At 64.8% G+C, this 14,711-nt stretch carries 19 protein-coding genes, 1 tRNA gene and 1 pseudogene; 6 read left to right on the forward strand and 15 right to left on the reverse strand.

All coding sequences use genetic code 11. From position 1 onward, the window contains the following. Nucleotide 1: 1 nt before the first annotated feature. The 12 genes and pseudogenes from BGI51_RS11700 to BGI51_RS11750 form a co-directional block, all read right to left on the reverse strand. Nucleotides 2–463, reverse strand: coding sequence for a phage virion morphogenesis protein (locus BGI51_RS11700; protein WP_187978435.1), 462 nt, complete (start codon nt 461–463; stop codon nt 2–4). Next, a complete protein-coding gene (locus tag BGI51_RS11705; RefSeq protein ID WP_187978436.1) occupies nt 456–986 on the reverse strand; it encodes a phage tail protein in 531 nt (176 codons plus the stop codon). Before BGI51_RS11705 ends, BGI51_RS11700 begins: the two co-directional genes overlap by 8 nt. Beyond that, entirely contained in the window at nt 983–1,240 is a 258-nt protein-coding gene (gene lysC, locus BGI51_RS23480; protein WP_252977067.1) for an Rz1-like lysis system protein LysC, read from the reverse strand. Before lysC ends, BGI51_RS11705 begins: the two co-directional genes overlap by 4 nt. After that, nucleotides 1,164–1,517 (reverse strand): annotated as a pseudogene (locus BGI51_RS11710) (Rz-like lysis system protein LysB); the annotation flags it as partial. The pseudogene BGI51_RS11710 and the gene lysC, both read right to left, overlap by 77 nt. Further along, nucleotides 1,514–1,720 (reverse strand): hypothetical protein, encoded by a 207-nt coding sequence (locus BGI51_RS11715; protein WP_017641680.1) that lies wholly within the window; start codon nt 1,718–1,720, stop codon nt 1,514–1,516. The gene BGI51_RS11715 and the pseudogene BGI51_RS11710, both read right to left, overlap by 4 nt. Continuing rightward, complete coding sequence (locus BGI51_RS11720; protein ID WP_187978438.1) at nt 1,717–2,541, reverse strand: N-acetylmuramidase domain-containing protein; 825 nt, start codon at nt 2,539–2,541, stop codon at nt 1,717–1,719. The genes BGI51_RS11715 and BGI51_RS11720 overlap by 4 nt, the downstream gene beginning before the upstream one ends. Continuing rightward, nucleotides 2,538–2,852: a phage holin, lambda family gene (locus BGI51_RS11725; protein WP_017640255.1), complete on the reverse strand. Its 315-nt coding sequence runs from the start codon at nt 2,850–2,852 to the stop codon at nt 2,538–2,540. The genes BGI51_RS11720 and BGI51_RS11725 overlap by 4 nt, the downstream gene beginning before the upstream one ends. A gap of 12 nt (nt 2,853–2,864) precedes the next feature. Next, nucleotides 2,865–3,089 (reverse strand): tail protein X, encoded by a 225-nt coding sequence (locus tag BGI51_RS11730; protein WP_187978439.1) that lies wholly within the window; start codon nt 3,087–3,089, stop codon nt 2,865–2,867. Beyond that, nucleotides 3,089–3,550: a head completion/stabilization protein gene (locus BGI51_RS11735; RefSeq protein WP_187978440.1), complete on the reverse strand. Its 462-nt coding sequence runs from the start codon at nt 3,548–3,550 to the stop codon at nt 3,089–3,091. Before BGI51_RS11735 ends, BGI51_RS11730 begins: the two co-directional genes overlap by 1 nt. A gap of 102 nt (nt 3,551–3,652) precedes the next feature. Then, nucleotides 3,653–4,354, reverse strand: a complete 702-nt coding sequence (gpM, locus tag BGI51_RS11740) for a phage terminase small subunit (protein WP_187978441.1) — start codon at nt 4,352–4,354, stop codon at nt 3,653–3,655. 3 nt (nt 4,355–4,357) lie between these two features. Beyond that, a complete protein-coding gene (locus tag BGI51_RS11745) occupies nt 4,358–5,374 on the reverse strand; it encodes a phage major capsid protein, P2 family (RefSeq protein WP_187978442.1) in 1,017 nt (338 codons plus the stop codon). Between the two features lie 28 nt (nt 5,375–5,402). Next, nucleotides 5,403–6,248 carry a GPO family capsid scaffolding protein gene (locus tag BGI51_RS11750; protein WP_187978443.1) on the reverse strand — a complete coding sequence of 282 codons (846 nt, stop codon included), beginning with the start codon at nt 6,246–6,248 and terminating at the stop codon, nt 5,403–5,405. Nucleotides 6,249–6,480: 232 nt separating this feature from the next. Between BGI51_RS11750 and BGI51_RS11755 the strand changes: the two genes are divergently transcribed. After that, nucleotides 6,481–8,214: a terminase ATPase subunit family protein gene (locus tag BGI51_RS11755; RefSeq protein WP_187981315.1), complete on the forward strand. Its 1,734-nt coding sequence runs from the start codon at nt 6,481–6,483 to the stop codon at nt 8,212–8,214. After that, a complete protein-coding gene (locus BGI51_RS11760) occupies nt 8,214–9,218 on the forward strand; it encodes a phage portal protein (protein ID WP_187978444.1) in 1,005 nt (334 codons plus the stop codon). Before BGI51_RS11755 ends, BGI51_RS11760 begins: the two co-directional genes overlap by 1 nt. A 148-nt stretch (nt 9,219–9,366) precedes the next feature. Here BGI51_RS11760 and BGI51_RS11765 read toward each other — a convergent pair whose 3' ends face one another. Next, complete coding sequence (locus BGI51_RS11765) at nt 9,367–9,900, reverse strand: hypothetical protein (protein ID WP_187978445.1); 534 nt, start codon at nt 9,898–9,900, stop codon at nt 9,367–9,369. Between the two features lie 353 nt (nt 9,901–10,253). Here BGI51_RS11765 and BGI51_RS11770 point away from each other — a divergent pair, with 353 nt between their 5' ends. Further along, nucleotides 10,254–10,436: a hypothetical protein gene (locus BGI51_RS11770; RefSeq protein ID WP_187978446.1), complete on the forward strand. Its 183-nt coding sequence runs from the start codon at nt 10,254–10,256 to the stop codon at nt 10,434–10,436. Nucleotides 10,437–11,156: 720 nt separating this feature from the next. Here BGI51_RS11770 and BGI51_RS11775 read toward each other — a convergent pair. Then, a tRNA-Gly gene (locus tag BGI51_RS11775) sits at nt 11,157–11,230 on the reverse strand. A 134-nt stretch (nt 11,231–11,364) separates the two neighbouring features. Here BGI51_RS11775 and BGI51_RS11780 point away from each other — a divergent pair. Continuing rightward, a complete protein-coding gene (locus BGI51_RS11780; protein WP_133863023.1) occupies nt 11,365–12,426 on the forward strand; it encodes a M4 family metallopeptidase in 1,062 nt (353 codons plus the stop codon). Between the two features lie 12 nt (nt 12,427–12,438). After that, entirely contained in the window at nt 12,439–12,774 is a 336-nt protein-coding gene (locus BGI51_RS11785) for a protealysin inhibitor emfourin (protein ID WP_017640065.1), read from the forward strand. Nucleotides 12,775–12,823: 49 nt separating this feature from the next. Here the strand turns inward: BGI51_RS11785 and BGI51_RS11790 are convergent, their stop codons facing one another. Continuing rightward, complete coding sequence (locus BGI51_RS11790; RefSeq protein WP_187978447.1) at nt 12,824–13,855, reverse strand: MBL fold metallo-hydrolase; 1,032 nt, start codon at nt 13,853–13,855, stop codon at nt 12,824–12,826. 236 nt (nt 13,856–14,091) lie between these two features. Here BGI51_RS11790 and BGI51_RS11795 point away from each other — a divergent pair, with 236 nt between their 5' ends. Then, complete coding sequence (locus BGI51_RS11795; RefSeq protein WP_187978448.1) at nt 14,092–14,706, forward strand: pseudouridine synthase; 615 nt, start codon at nt 14,092–14,094, stop codon at nt 14,704–14,706. Nucleotides 14,707–14,711: the final 5 nt, after the last annotated feature.

Consider the following 14,711-nt stretch of genomic DNA (forward strand, 5'->3'; position numbering starts at 1 on the left):
GCTATGAATGGTTAAATAGGCTCAGATGGTCGAGAAGTAATAGCCGTAAGTTGCCTATGTCTTCATCTGCGAATCCAAGTAGCCTACGTCTTGCATAGCGGACCTCAGGGGCCCCACGCTCGGCGCGGTCTTTCAGGGCGTACTGGTGGACGCGGGCGATGCGGGAGACGCGGCCGGCAAAGCCGATCACCGCCTGTTGAGGCGAACCTTTGGCCTTGAGGTAGCGGGCCATCTTGAGCTTCTCGAACATGCGCCGCTTGATGCGGCCCTTCTTGCCACGCAGATCCCTCGGCTTGCGTGCCTCGAACGGCGAGCCATCCGGGTTCACCTGGGCGCGGATTCGCTGCTGCTGGCTGCGGCGCAGCTGCTGGGCAGCCTTGCGGGCCAGTTGAGCCCGGCCGCGGCCGTCGAGCTTCTGCAGCAGCGGCGAGAGCCAGGTCTCCAGCGCCTCGAGGTCAGCCACGGCTGCGGCCCGGCTGCGGTGTCTCCAGGGCGAGGGCGTCGCCAGCGGATCCGGACTTCCACTCGGCCAGCAGCTCGCCACCGGCGAAGACCTGCCAGGTACCGGGCTCCTGGTATTCGGTGTATTTCGATTCTGGAACGTGGCTCAGCTGATAGGTGCCGTCTGGCTGGCTCTTGACGACCACGCGCTCGGTGAGGGGAAGGGTGATCGCAAGATCCACCTTAGAGTTGTCCAGGATGTCGGCCTCGAAGCCGATGCCCTGGGCAGATTTGTCCAGGTTGACCAGGAGCTCAGACTGGTTCGTCCGGACCCAGGCCAGCAGCGGCAGCATCACGGCGTCCGGGTGGCCGGCGAAGTCGGTCAGGATGATCTGCAGCTCGTAGCCGTACTCCCAGGACAGGCTGGCTGCGGCGGTGCAGCGTAGCTTGCCCTTGTCGATGAAGACCAGCAGCCGGTCAGGGCTGTGGCGCAGCTCAGGGACGGCGGCGAGCAGGTGAGCGCGAAGGCTTTCGGGCTTGTTCATGGGTGGGCCTGCTGGGCGTCATAGACCATATCGACCTGGGCCGCGCAGTCGGCCCAGGCAGCTTCCAGCGCCTCGCTGTCGTCCAGGAGCTCGCCGTTATTGCGCGGGTGGGTCGACGGCAGCTGGCAGCGCGTTACCACTGGACAGCCACTCACGGTAAGCCGTGGCTCCGGTGAGGACGGGCCGCTGGCGCAGCCGGCGAGCAGCAGCAGGCAGAGGCTGGCCAGCCCAAGCCTTGAGTTCAGCGTTTTCATGTTCGAGCTCCTGGATTCGGCGCCGGCGGACATCGATCTCGCGGCGCAGGTCTTTCTGGGTGGTCTGCAGCTGGGCCTGGGCGGCCCGCTGCTCGGTGAGGGTGTCGGTGAGGTGGTCGCGCTCGCCGGTCAGCTGGGTGACCTGGTCCTCAGCGGCCTCGCGCTTCTGATTGGCCTGGTCGATGCGCAGGCCCTGCGCATAGAGGGTCAGGCACAGCACGGCGATCGTGAGGGCCAGGGCCAGCGCGAAGAGCGCCTTCTCCTTCCAGCTGATCATTGGCGGTACCAGCCAGCGCGGTTCATCGCCGCCTGGTCCAGGTGCTCGAGCTCGCCGATCACCACGACAGCCCGCACGCCTGGCTTGGCGGTCTGGATGGCTTCACAGAGACGCTCGGCCTCCTCGAAGGACGCGCCGGCCGGCAGGATGAAGACCTCCCCATCCTGCGGCTCCAGGCGCTGCACGTCAGTGACGGGTGTCATGCGGCGTCCTTAGCCGGGGCGGCGGCGCTGTAGCGGGCGAAGGCGCGCTCGAGCTTCACGTCGTACAGGTTGCGGGCGTAGGCCGGGCCGTTGTAGCCGCGGGCGAAGTCCGCCCATTTTCCGGCCTTGAGGGCCTTGAGCAGCGCAGGCTCCGCCTTGACGAAGCGGACGAAGGCGTCGAGCTGCTCGGCTTCGCTGGTCTGCAGGCGGGTGACGAAGTCCTGGACGCTGGCATAGCCCAGGTCTTGCCAGTGGTAGCCCATGACCTGGAACAGGCCCCAGCTGCACGACTCTAGCGCGCAGGCCTCGTCGATCTGCCGGGCCGAGGTCAGGCGCTGCCACTCGGCCGCACCGCCGACGTAGCCGCCGGACTTCGGGTTGATCAGGTTCGGGTTGAGGGCTGCCAGACGATCGGCCTCGGCCTGGCCGTGGGCCTTGACCAGGCGCTGATAGAAGACGTGGCGCTCGAACAGGATCACCACCCTGCCGTTGTCCAGGAAGCCTTCGCCCTTCGACTCGACCTCATTGACCGCCTGAACGGTCGCGACGGGGACGCCCAGGGTCTTGGCGGCGTGCTCGAGGTCGGCGAATCCCAGGTGCAGCGGGTCGCGCTTGCCCAGTAGGGCAGCGAAGGTCTTCGGGCCGGCGATGCCATCGGCCACCAGGCCGACAGAGCGCTGGAAGTCTTCGACGGCGTGCTCGGTGCCTTCGTCATAGTCGCCGTCCAGGTCGACGGAGAAGCCAGACGCGGCCAGGGCTTTCTGCAGGTCGCGCACGGCCAGGCCGTGGGCGCCGATGATCAGGATCTTGGGCTGGTTCATTGCGTTTCTACCTTGCGTTCGACGAAGCGTTTAGCCGCGGCGCGAGTACCCTCGACGCCCAGCAGTCCGATGATTCCGCCCCAGAAGGGGCCGGTGCTGGCAGGTATGCCCAGCAGGGAAAGGCCGTGGCTTGCGGCCAGGGCCAGGGCGCCGCAGAGGGGCGCCTCGAGCAGCACGCGGCGCAGGGTGCCGCCGCTGTAGGCGATCCGCAGGCCCGCGATGACGCAGGCGACCAGGCCGGCGTAGAGCGCGGGCCAGTTGTGTTCGAGCCAGGCGGCGAGCCAGGCCCAGGTGTCGGGACGGTCGGGCATGATGTTTCTCGTCTAGTCCCAGAGGCTGACCGGCTGTTGCGCGGCAATGCCGGCAGTGGCCTGGGCGGGGGCGTCTGGCAAGGTGATAGGGGTGCCGATCGGCAGAATGGGGCCCAGCTCCGCCAGGCCCGGGTTGGCTTCGAGCGCGGTCTCGGTGACGTCCTGGGTGCGCCCGTAGTGCCGCAGGCAGATCCGGTCCAGGGTGTCGCCTTGCTGGGCGCGCACGACGGTGGCCATCAGATGAGCTCCACGGTGGTCCGGGCCAGGCCCAGAAAGTCGCGGACGGCCCAGCGCTGATCGCGGCGGTAGTCGTCGATGGTGGGGGTCTCCGCCTCGGCGTCCTTGTCGCCCTTGGCGGTGCTGTCGTAGCTGCGGTACCGCTCGGCGACCTCGGCCGCGGTGGCGGCATCGATCGCACGCAGGTACAGGTGAGCACGCTCGCTGACGCCGTCGATCAGCAGCCCGGGCACAGCGGCCAGGGTGGCGTAGCCGGTGGTGACCTGGGCGAAGCGGTAGCCGGCGAGTTCGCGGTTGACGGCGATGGCTGCGGCAATCACTGCTGCCTTGAGCTTTTCAGTGCTGACGCTGCTGTCGATCCGCAACCGCGCGCGGACCTGGTCCAGCTCGATCGCCGGCCAGAAAGGGTCGGACACCACCTGACCGCTGGCGACGGTGCCGCCTGCAACGAATCCGCTCATGGTGCTGCTCTCGAATGGGTCGCCGGTGGTCGGGGCTTCACGGTCCAAGGCTAGGCCTGGCCGATCCGCCCCGAGCCGGCGGGGTTGCGGGGGACCGCTCGGTTAGCCACCAGAGGCGGCATGTTTCTTGGCCAGGCGCTCGGCCCGTTCCAGGTCTTTCTTGCCGCCGCAGCGGTCGTGCAGGCTGATGGCGCGCTGCAGGGCAGCGATGCCGCGAGCCAGCTGACCCTCGGCGCCCGGCCGCTCTTCATCGATGCCCTCGAGCTCGGCCCGGCCGATGGCCAGATAGAGCTTGGCGCGCGCCTCGTCGGGCATGTCTTGCTCGGCGGTGAGCGCGTCGGTGTAGAACAGGAGGTCCGGCTCGAACGGCTGACCGGCTTTCTGGGCGTTGAGAGCGGCGGTGGCCACCTCTTCAGCGATCAGGCAGCCGGTGGTCCGGGCGAAGCGATCCGGCATCACCAGGCCGTGCTTGAGCACGTAGGCAGCGATGTGGAGCGCGCCCCAGAAGTCGCCGGCATCGATGCGCCAGATCATCACGGTGACCAGCACCTCGTCCTGGGCACCATTGCCGCCCTCGAGCACGCCGCTGACGTAGTCGGCATAGGCGCCGAGCAGCTGCCGCTTGAGCTCGGCCTTGGCCTGGGTGGATTGCACCTGCTTGAGTCGCAGCCGGTCCTGCAGCAGCTGGGCCAGCTGCTGCTCGTACACGGTGCGGCCCGCCATGCTGTCGGCCGGCCCGACAGCTGCAGCGGCGAGTGCCGCTGCAGCTGCTAGGAAGTGCCGTTTCGCGGGAGAGGAGGCCATGGCTTAAACGCCCGTCACGATGTTTTCGACCAGGCAGCCGAAGCCGTAGTCTTCGACCACGTAGGCGTCGTTGCTCGACTCGTAGTTCTCGATGCGGTTTTTCTCCGGCGCTTCCTTGACGAAGCGGCGGCGGCCGCCGGTCTGGTAGTAGAGCGACAGGTTCTGCAGCGAGGTGATGAAGAGCGCGTTGTCGGGGATGTAGGGCACCTCGACCGGCTGCAGGCCACCCATACGGTTGGCAGCCAAGATCACGTCAGTGGCCAGCTTCTCGGACGCCGGCTGCTCCTTGTTCACCAGCGGGAAGTACTTGTCGTGGACCAGGTCGCGACCGACGATGACTACCAGGCCCGGATCCTTGCGGTGCCAGGGGTCGATCAGGTTGCTGATCACGTCGTATACCAGCGAGTCCAGGTTGTTGTAGTCGGCAGCATCGCCAGCGCCGATGACGATCTTGCCCGCGGCCTTGCCCGTCTTCAGCACGCGCTGGGGCGCGTTGTTGCGGTACTGCTGCAGCCAGCCGATGTTGACGTCCTGCAGCAGAGGGTTGGTGGCGCGGTTGGTGGTGGCCGCAGCGCTGGTGCCATTGAAGCCGATCATCAGGCGGTCCAGGGCCTGGCGCTTGACGATGGCGTCACGCAGGCGCGCCTGGAAGTCCGGGAACTTGGCCCAGGCATCCAGCAGGGAGTAGGGGATTGCAGTGTCGAAGTCGGTCTTCTCGCACTTGTAATCCGCCTTATCGGTGCTGGACACGTCGCGGGGGCTACGGCTGGCGGTGCCTGTGGTGTCGGTACGGCTGGCGATGGTGCCGGAGACGCCCAGACCGACCTTTTGGCCGAGCAGCTCGTCGACGGGAATGTTGTTGATCTTGCTCAGGAAGTCGCTGGACTCCTGGATGCGGGTTTCCAGCTTTTGCTGGACGGTGGGGTCGACGGCGAAGGTCGCGCTCGCCGAGGACACACCACTCAGGGCGGCGACTTGGTCCAGGTATTGGTTGAACAGGGCACGGGTATCGTTACGCATGGATCTCTCCGGGAAAGTGAACGGCTGATCAGCAGTCGGTCAGGTTCTGGCCATCGCCGCCGGTGACCGGAGGGCGCTTGGGTTGGTTGGGGTCTTGGGTCTGGCTGAGCTGCACCTGCAGGGCGGTGAATTCGGCCTGCAGTTGGGCATGCTTGCCGGCCAGCTCGGCGAAAGCGGTTTCGGCGTTGGTGAAGCGGCTGTCCTGCTCGCGGACGTGCTCGGCCACCGCGGTGACGGCGGCGCCGAACTGGGCGAACTCGCCCTGGGTCTGCGCTTCCTTGCCCTTGAGCAGCTCGGTCACCTTGGCGAAGAGCAGGGCGCCCAGGCTGGGCTTGTCCTCGACTTCGGCGAAGGTCAGGACGGTCTCTTCGGCCACGGTGAAAAGGTTGTCCGCGTGCAGCTTGCGGCTGGCATAGGGATTGGCCGCCGGATTGGCCGCGGCGAAGGACAGCACGTCGGTGCCCAGGCTGGCCGGGCTGTCGGTGATGCCCAAGCCGACCAGGTAAGCGGCGCCGGTGTCGGCGAATTTGGGCGAGATCTCGACCGAGGTGTAGATCTTCTGCTTGGCCTTGTTCAGGGCCACCAGGTCGGCGGTGGGCTCGATCTGGGCGAAGAGGGCTAGCTTTTTCTGGCCGTTGATCTCGACCTCTTCGGCCTTCACCGCGATCACGTCGCCGTAGGCCTTGAAGGGGCTGTCCGCCACGCTGCTGCGGATGTGCTCCATCCAAATGCGAGCGCCGTAGGTCTTGGGGTTGTAGCTGGCCGCGGCCTGCTCGATCCAGGCGCGCTCGATCTGGCGGCCATCGCTGGTAGCGCCTTCGACGGCGACACGGAAGAAAGGAGAGCGGAGTTTGGGGGTCTTGGGGTCGGCCATGCCGGGGATCCTCAGAGGCTTAGCGGGAGTGCTTGGGCGATGAGGGGCATGGTCGGGACGCGCGCGCGTCCCAGCAACGAGGGGGTTTTGTAGGCGCGCGCGGTACACGGTCGCGCGCTATGGAGGAGGGGATCAGGGCGGCAGTCTGGCGGCCATGAAAAGCCTATCCGATTCCTCGCCCCTGCCAAGCCCGGCCGAAACGCCGGCGGCCGCTCCGTCCACCGACCTGCTGATGGACGTGCGTCGGCGCGCCAAGCATCTGTACTGGATGGGCTGGAGGGTGACGGAAATCGCCGAGGCGATCGGCGAAAAGGAAAAGACCGTCCACAGCTGGAAGGCCCGGGACGAATGGGATCGGGCGGACAACGTCGAGCGGATCGGCGGCGCCCTGGAGGCGCGCCTGGTGCAGCTGATCCTCAAGGACGGCAAGACCGGCGGCGACTTCAAGGAGATCGATCTACTCCACCGCCAGCTGGAACGCCAGGCACGGATCCAGCGCTTCCAGGGCGGCGGTACCGAGGCCGAGCTCAATCCCAAGCTGGACAACCGCAATGCCGGGCCGAAGAAGAAGGCGGCGCGCAACGAATTCACCGAGGAGCAGATCGAGGCCCTTGAGAGCGCCTTCCGCGACCAGTGCTTTGGGTACCAGCTCGACTGGTACCGGGCAGGCCAGCAGCGGACCCGCGCCATCCTCAAGAGCCGGCAGATCGGTGCGACCTACTACTTCGCCCGCGAGGCCTTCCTGGACGCCCTGATCACCGGGCGCAACCAGATCTTCCTGTCGGCCAGCAAGAACCAGGCGCATATCTTCAAGGCGTATATTCAGGCCTTCGCCCGGGAGGTCTGTGGCGTCGATGTGACTGGCGATCCGATCATCCTGGCCAACGGCGCCGAGCTGCACTTCCTGGGTACCAATGCCCGCACTGCCCAGGGCTACCACGGCAACTTCTACTTCGACGAATTCTTCTGGACGTTCCGCTTCGAGGAGCTGAACAAGGTGGCCAGCGGCATGGCTATGCAGAAGCAATACCGCCGGACCTACTTCTCGACGCCGAGCTCCATGGCCCATGAGGCCTATACCTTCTGGACTGGGGAGCGCTTCAACAAGGGCAAGCCGGTCGCCCAGCACCTTAAGCTGGACGTCTCCCATGAGGCCCTGCAGGAGGGCCGGCTCTGCGAGGACCGGATCTGGCGGCAGATCGTCACCATCCTGGACGCCGAGTCCCGTGGCTGCGACCTGTTCGACCTGGAGGAGCTCAAGCTTGAGTACTCGGCCGAGGCCTTCCAGAACCTGCTGATGTGCCAGTTCGTCGACGACGGCGCGAGCATCTTCCCCCTGGCCATGCTGCAGCCCTGCATGGTGGACAGCTGGGTCGAGTGGGCCGAGGACTACAAACCCTTCGCCAGCCGACCGCTGGGCGAACGCCCGGTCTGGGTCGGCTATGACCCCGCCGAGACCGGCGACACCGCCGGCCTGGTGGTGGTCGCGCCGCCGCTGGTACCGGGCGGCAAGTTCCGCGTGCTCGAGCGCCACCAGTTCCGCGGCATGGACTTCGCCGCCCAGGCTGAGGCGATCCGCCAGGTCTGCCAGCGCTACTGGGTGACCTATATCGGCATCGATGTCACCGGCATGGGCAGCGGCGTGGCCCAGCTGGTGCGCCAGTTCTTCCCGAACCTGACCACCTTCAGCTACTCGCCCGAGGTCAAGACCCGCCTGGTGCTCAAGGCCTACGACGTGATCAAGAACGGCCGGCTCGAATTCGACGCTGGCTGGACCGACGTCGCCCAGTCGCTCATGGCCATTCGCAAGACCACCACCGCCAGCGGCCGCCAGTTCACCTACACGGCCGGACGCAACGACACCACAGGCCACGCGGATCTCGCGTGGGCCCTCTTTCATGCCCTGCACAACGAGCCGCTGGAAGGGCAGACCGCCCGCAATACCGGCGTCATGGAGATTTTCTGATGAGCGAATCCACCGAGCTGGCCGTTTCGACGCCCGGCCCTATCGAGGCCTTTACCTTCGGCGACCCCATGCCGGTGCTGGAAGGGCGCGAGGTCTTCGACTACCTGGAATGCTGGTTCAACGGCCGCTACTACGACCCGCCGCTATCGCTCGACGGCCTGGCCAAGGCCACGCGGGCCAGCGTCTATCTGGACTCCGGTCTCAAGTTCAAGCGCAACATGCTGGCCCGCACCTTCATCCCGCATCGCCTGCTGAGCCGTGCGGCGTTCGAGCAGTTCGCCCTGGACTGGCTCTGGTCGGGCAATGCGTACCTGGAGCGCCGGCAGTCGCGCCTGGGCACGCCGGTCAGTCTGCAGCCGGTGCTGGCCAAGTACATGCGCCGCGGCGAGGACAACCGCTTCTTCCAGGTGCGCGGGTGGCGAGACGAGCACGAATTCACCCCGGGCACCATCTGCCACCTGCGCGAGGCCGACATCAACCAGGAGATCTACGGCATGCCCGAGTGGCTCGCGGCCATGCAGTCTGCGCTGCTGAACGAGTCGGCCACGCTGTTCCGCCGGAAGTACTACAACAACGGCAGTCACGCCGGCTTCATCTTCTACATGACCGACCCGGCGCAGAAGGAGGAGGACATCGACAACGTCCGCACCGCGCTGCGCCAGTCCAAGGGCCCCGGCAACTTCCGCAACCTCTTCGTCTATGCCCCGGGCGGCAAGAAAGACGGCATCCAGCTGATCCCGGTCAGCGAGGTGGCGGCGAAGGACGAATTCAACTCGATCAAGGGCATCACCCGCGACGACATGCTCGCCGGCCTGCGGATCCCGCCGCAGCTGATGGGCATCGTGCCGCAGAACGCCGGTGGCTTCGGCTCGATCCGCGATGCCGCCCTGGTGTACGCCGCCAATGAGCTGGAGCCGCTGCAGGCTCGCCTGGCCCAGGTCAACGAATGGTTGGGAGAGGAGGTGATCCGCTTCCGGGAGTATGAAATTTCACAACTTCCGTAGCAATTGAATGTATGTAAAAGCCGCCCGGAGGCGGCTTTTTTTATTTCTTCTCGCGTGGCGGTGGCGGGGGGGTCTTATGCGGGTCGTGATCTCTAACGAAGCGCGGGGCCGGTGGCGGTGGAGGTGGCGGTTTCTGCTGGCTCATTTCTTAATGTCCTCTTTGGTACAAGTGAAGGGTGCCGAACGAAAGCATTGCCAAAAAGAATGTTAGTGCAACGTTTGTTGCCATGTTAGAGAAATATGCAGCTCGTTTATCATTATTCCTAGTGTTGACGGTTGTGCAGTCAACGTAGAAGCGGATGATGATTTCTCTGAAATGGGCCTGAGCATCGTCTTGACTCTCGCCGTGTGTCTCGAAGTGCCGCTGTAGATCCTGTCGATGGTCCTCCAGCGCGGACAGGTCGGGAAGTAGGGCGTCATAGTCTCGCAGCTGCCAGGTTCTCCAGAAATACCAAGCGCTGCGCACTGCTGTGATCATGCAGCAAAGGTAGAATATCCAGAAGAGCACCCCGTACATTCCGTCGCTATACGGTGGGGCTTTCTCCAGCATCGTCGACAAGAGAGAGCTCAGGGTGACAATGATAGCCAATGGAAGGCTTAGACGTGATATTAGCTTTTCTTTCCTTTCTAGCTCGAAGAAATAAAGCTTCTCATATAGCGCTATTCGGTCTTTTGTATCCATTCAAAATTCCTGCTCAGGACATCTATTTCTGACACGTCTCGACCGATTGTAATTGTCCGGTCAGAAAAGCGGATCTCGCCAAGTATAGGGCCGCCCTGGTCGTATGGATCCGCAATACCCGCTTTGAATGTGACACAAAGACACTGGCCATTTCCAGATACGAGCCGGTATGTGCCATTCAACAGATTCATCGTCGACCTCCAGTGGTCTTGGGCAGGCTGACCCTATCGTAGCTGGAGGCCTCCAGCGCGGGTTGCCTACCCCTACACAATCCGCATCGCTCTGAACCAATTCGGTACCCGTCCGGCGCGTCGTGACGCCAGTCTTTGAGCTCCAAACCATGGAGTCAAATCATGCACCTGCACTACTGCAAATTGATCAACGCACACGTCCAGATCTCGGAGTACTACCTGGCCGCCAGCGGGATCGGGAGTGAAGACGTAGAGGAGGAGGTTGACTACCTCTGTGACCACGACGAGGAATGCTTCGGCTGCCCCCATCGGGACACTGAAGGGTGCCGCTTGAGGGAACTGTAGTCCGGCGAGCCAGGAGACGACGGCGGCGCACATGCTGCACCCAGCGCGCGCCGTCGTCCCCCCGCCACGCCCGCGGTCTAAATGTGTCGCTTTTTCTGCAGCCCTGCACCTGGGCCTATTCCGCGCCGCTACTGGGGCTGTACGGGAGTTGGCAGGCCTTAAAAACCCTGCGAATCCCTGCACCACCAGCCTTTTTTCAGACGGCCGAATGCAGCCCTAGGCCGATGAGTGCTTGAGGACTTTTTCAGGTCGACGAAAAAAGTGGGTTACCGAGGGTAGAGGGGTCGATTGACAGGGCTCTAGGCCGCGTCGTTGCTGGGTTTCGTCGGTAACCTGGAGGAGGTTACTTGAGGTTTTTTCCGAGGTTACTTTTTCTGGAACCGCTCTAGAACAAGGGTTTCAGCCTGGAGGGAAGTAACCTGCCTGGAAAGTTACTAATAACCTCAAATAACCTGAAAAAAACTTTTGGCTAAACCTCTGAAAGCCTTGTCTGGCAAGGGATAGAGGATGATTAGAAAAAAAAGTAACCTCAGTAACCTACTTTTTTCGCCAACCTGAAAAATTGCTTTCGCTATCGGGGGAGGGATTCACGGCCGAGACTCTCGCCGTCACTCTCTAACGCTCTGACAGTCTCTCTGCCACTTGGACAGATACGGACCCCAAAACGGCCCCCAGCACTTCCGCGTAACGCTGATGCAGCCCTGAAAGCCGCATGGAATCTGGAGCGGGCGAAGGGAATCGAACCCTCGTCATGAGCTTGGGAAGCTCAGGTAATGCCATTATACGACGCCCGCGTGGGGTGCCTTTGTACCAGAAGCCTGCCTCCGGGTGAAGAGGCGGGAGTGGTCCGGCTGTTTCGTGGTCCAACGGACAGGACCGCACGCTGCGGTGATCGGGGACCTTTGTCCCCTAGAGGAGGAGGTCGCGCATGTCTCGTTATCCGGGCACCTACCAGGGAGTGATTCCCCCCTACATTCTTGGCCGCATCATCGATCATGGCGACGAACACCAGCGTTCCTGCGCCCTGACCACCCTGAGCCACGTCCAGAGTCTGCTGCACAATCCCGGTCGGCCCGGGGTGCGCCAGGCGCCGATCGGGCCGCTGCCGCGTACCGATGACGCCAGTCCGCAGCGCAGCATCTTCGATGCCGGCAATGCCATGCAGCTGCCCGGGCGCCTGGTGCGTCAGGAAGGCCAGCCGGCGCTGAGCGATGTGGCGGTGGACGAGGCCTACGACTACCTGGGCGCCACCTTCACCTTCTTCAACGAGGTCTTCGGGCGCAATTCCATCGATGGCCAGGGCCTGCCGCTGGCCGGCACCGTCCACTATGGCCAGGACTATCAGAATGCCTTCTGGAACGGCGAGCAGATGGTGTTCGGCGATGGCGACGGCGAGATCTTCAATCGATTCACCATCGCCCTCGACGTCATTGCCCACGAACTGGTGCACGGCGTCACCGAGAGCGAGGCGGGGCTGGTGTACTTCAACCAGTCCGGCGCACTCAACGAGTCGGTCTCCGATGTCTTCGGCATCCTGGTCAAGCAGTACAAGCTCAAGCAGACCGCCGCCGAGGCGGACTGGATCATCGGTGCCGGGTTGCTGACCAAGAAGATCAAGGGCAAGGGCCTGAGGTCGATGGCCGAACCGGGCACTGCCTACGATGATCCGACCCTGGGCAAGGATCCCCAGCCTGGCCATATGCGCGACTACATCGAGACCCGCGAAGACAATGGCGGTGTCCACCTCAATTCGGGCATTCCCAACCGGGCCTTCTACCTGGCCGCGCTGGCCCTGGGCGGTCACGCCTGGGAAAAGGCCGGGCCGATCTGGTACGACACCCTTTGCGACAGCCGCCTGGCCAACGATGCGGATTTCGCTGCCTTCGCCCGCTTGACGGTCTCCAACGCCGGTCGTCGCTTCGGCGCCGAGTCGGCCGAGGTCCGTGCGGTCGAGGAGGCCTGGGCGGGCGTGGGTGTCACCCTTAGCTAGAGGAGCAAGGCGATGCGCGAACTTCCCCCGCTGGGCAAGGACACCGTGGTGCGGCTCTCGCGACAGGGGGGCTTCGCCCCCTTGCATGCGTTGAGCAAGCCGCGGGAGATCGAATTCGGCCAGTACGACAGCGCCCAGCGCGGGCGCATCTGCTCGGTGCTGGAACGCTGCCTGCCGGAATCTGGCGAACCGACCCAGGTCGGGCGCGGCGATCAGCGCTACTTCAAGGTGGAGCTGCGCTTTCGCCCGCAACCTGCCGAGCAGGAAGACGAACTGACCCTGCTGATCCCCGAAGACCGGGCGCCCAGTGAGTTGGTGCGGCTCTGGGACAAGGGGTTGGTGGAGTAGCGCTTTTCAACGGAGCCTCACCGCGCACAGGCTCTGTTCGTATAGAACCTCAGGGAACCGACCAGACCTCGCCCGGCGCCAGTGTCCGGAACGCCGCGTCCGCCAGACCATGCAGGGCCCGGGCATGGGCCAGGTCGCGGGGCGGGGCGAATTGTCCTTCGTCGCTCAGGGAAAAGGTGCCGAAGTGGATACCCAGGCTGCTGGCCGCGCCCAGCGCCTGATGGGCACGTACCGCATCGTCGGGATTCAGGTGGCTGTCCTGCATGAACCAGCGCGGTTCGTAGGCACCGATGGGCAGGGCGGCGAAGCGCGGTGCGCCCAGGCGTTCGCGGATCTGCGCGAAATGCGGGCCCCAGCCGGTGTCGCCGGCGAAATAGACCGGTCCGCTCGGCGCTTCCAGCACGAAGCCACCCCACAGCCGTCGATTGGTGTCGAAGCGGCTGCGCGCCGACCAGTGCTGGCCCGGTACCAGGTGCAGACGCAGGCCCTCCTTGAGCGGCAGGCTCTGCCACCAATCCAGTTCGCTGACGGTGACGAAGCCGGTCTCGCGGCGGATCAGCTCGGCGTTGCCCAGGGGCGTCACCACCGGCGTCAGGGGCGCGCGCTCGGCCAGGCGCCGCAGGGTCGCCAGATCCATATGGTCGTAGTGGCTGTGGCTGACGAAGATCAGATCCAGCGGCGGCAGGTCATCCAGGGCCACGCCGGGGGCGTGATAGCGTCGCGGACCGATGAAGCTGAAGGGGCTGACCCGCTCCGACCAGACCGGGTCGGCGAGGATGTTGAGGCCCTGATGCTGGATCAGCAGGGTGGCATGGTTGACGAAGGTCACCCGTAATTCGCCGCCCTCGACCCGGGCCGCTGGCCGCGTCGGCACGGCCGGCCCTTCCTGCCAGGTCCATTCCGGCCGGGTGCGGGTGAACTGCCATTTCAGCACCGTCCAGAGACTCTTGTCCTCGCGCGGCGCCAGGTTGTGGAAGCGCTCGCCGTCGAAGTGGTCGGTGCGCGGGCCTTCGTAGGCCGACGAGGCGCAACCGGCCAGGGTGAGCAGGTGGATCAGCCACAGCGGACGAAAGATGCGCATGGGACCTCGGACGAATAGACTGGATGGCCCAGATTACCCCTAAGAGCCTATTCAAAGTCTGCTGCGCGTCGGCCAAACGGCGTTGAAAAGGTCCTGGATCGCCAGCCCGGTCGGAATGCTCATTTACTTTTGTAAAATCGAGCGCGAGTACGATCCGCTTCCTCAGACATTTTCGCCTTGTTTGGCTCTAGCTCGCGAGCCTTTGAACAGGCCCTTACTAGCCGCCGTCGATCCCCATGTCGCGAAATACCCGTTCCACCCCCGGCCAGCGGCCCCGTCGCCAGGCCAAGGCGCCGCCGGTCACGCCGCGGCTGCTGCTGCTCAACAAGCCCTTCGATGTGCTCACCCAGTTCGCCGACGCCGATGGCCACGCGACCCTGAAGGCCTACGTCGTGGTACCGGGTGTCTATCCGGCTGGCCGTCTGGATCGTGACAGCGAAGGCCTGCTCCTGCTGACCAACGATGGCCAGCTGCAGGCGCGCATCGCCGATCCCCGGCACAAGCTGCCCAAGACCTACTGGGCCCAGGTGGAAGGCACCCCCAGCGAAGCGCAATTGCAGTGCCTGCGCCAGGGGGTCGAACTCAATGACGGCCCCACGCTGCCGGCCGAAGCGCGCCTGCTGGCCGAGCCGCCGGTGCTCTGGGAGCGCGATCCGCCGGTGCGCTTTCGCAAGAGCGTGCCGACCGCCTGGATCGAGCTGACCATCCGCGAAGGGCGCAATCGCCAGGTGCGGCGCATGACCGCCGCGGTGGGCCTGCCGACCCTGCGCCTGGTGCGCGTACGCATCGGCCCCTGGACGCTGGACGACCTGGCGCCGGGGCAATGGCGCGAGGTACCGGCGCAGCTCTAGCGCCG

The organism is Pseudomonas oryzihabitans, from assembly GCF_014522265.1.
Classification (GTDB): Bacteria; Pseudomonadota; Gammaproteobacteria; order Pseudomonadales; family Pseudomonadaceae; genus Chryseomonas; species Chryseomonas aestiva.

Excerpts from the sequence above, each read along its gene's own strand:
- BGI51_RS11720 (WP_187978438.1), bottom strand. The coding sequence starts at position 2,541 with ATGAACCAGCCCAAGATCCTGATCATCGGCGCCCACGGCCTGGCCGTG.
- lysC (WP_252977067.1), bottom strand. The coding sequence starts at position 1,240 with ATGAAAACGCTGAACTCAAGGCTTGGGCTGGCCAGCCTCTGCCTGCTG.
- BGI51_RS11780 (WP_133863023.1), top strand. The coding sequence starts at position 11,365 with ATGTCTCGTTATCCGGGCACCTACCAGGGAGTGATTCCCCCCTACATT.
- gpM (WP_187978441.1), bottom strand. The coding sequence starts at position 4,354 with ATGGCCTCCTCTCCCGCGAAACGGCACTTCCTAGCAGCTGCAGCGGCA.
- BGI51_RS11715 (WP_017641680.1), bottom strand. The coding sequence starts at position 1,720 with ATGACACCCGTCACTGACGTGCAGCGCCTGGAGCCGCAGGATGGGGAG.
- BGI51_RS11735 (WP_187978440.1), bottom strand. The coding sequence starts at position 3,550 with ATGAGCGGATTCGTTGCAGGCGGCACCGTCGCCAGCGGTCAGGTGGTG.
- BGI51_RS11770 (WP_187978446.1), top strand. The coding sequence starts at position 10,254 with ATGCACCTGCACTACTGCAAATTGATCAACGCACACGTCCAGATCTCG.
- BGI51_RS11730 (WP_187978439.1), bottom strand. The coding sequence starts at position 3,089 with ATGGCCACCGTCGTGCGCGCCCAGCAAGGCGACACCCTGGACCGGATC.
- BGI51_RS11765 (WP_187978445.1), bottom strand. The coding sequence starts at position 9,900 with ATGGATACAAAAGACCGAATAGCGCTATATGAGAAGCTTTATTTCTTC.
- BGI51_RS11745 (WP_187978442.1), bottom strand. The coding sequence starts at position 5,374 with ATGCGTAACGATACCCGTGCCCTGTTCAACCAATACCTGGACCAAGTC.
- BGI51_RS11755 (WP_187981315.1), top strand. The coding sequence starts at position 6,481 with ATGGACGTGCGTCGGCGCGCCAAGCATCTGTACTGGATGGGCTGGAGG.
- BGI51_RS11725 (WP_017640255.1), bottom strand. The coding sequence starts at position 2,852 with ATGCCCGACCGTCCCGACACCTGGGCCTGGCTCGCCGCCTGGCTCGAA.
- BGI51_RS11760 (WP_187978444.1), top strand. The coding sequence starts at position 8,214 with ATGAGCGAATCCACCGAGCTGGCCGTTTCGACGCCCGGCCCTATCGAG.
- BGI51_RS11705 (WP_187978436.1), bottom strand. The coding sequence starts at position 986 with ATGAACAAGCCCGAAAGCCTTCGCGCTCACCTGCTCGCCGCCGTCCCT.
- BGI51_RS11795 (WP_187978448.1), top strand. The coding sequence starts at position 14,092 with ATGTCGCGAAATACCCGTTCCACCCCCGGCCAGCGGCCCCGTCGCCAG.
- BGI51_RS11750 (WP_187978443.1), bottom strand. The coding sequence starts at position 6,248 with ATGGCCGACCCCAAGACCCCCAAACTCCGCTCTCCTTTCTTCCGTGTC.
- BGI51_RS11790 (WP_187978447.1), bottom strand. The coding sequence starts at position 13,855 with ATGCGCATCTTTCGTCCGCTGTGGCTGATCCACCTGCTCACCCTGGCC.
- BGI51_RS11785 (WP_017640065.1), top strand. The coding sequence starts at position 12,439 with ATGCGCGAACTTCCCCCGCTGGGCAAGGACACCGTGGTGCGGCTCTCG.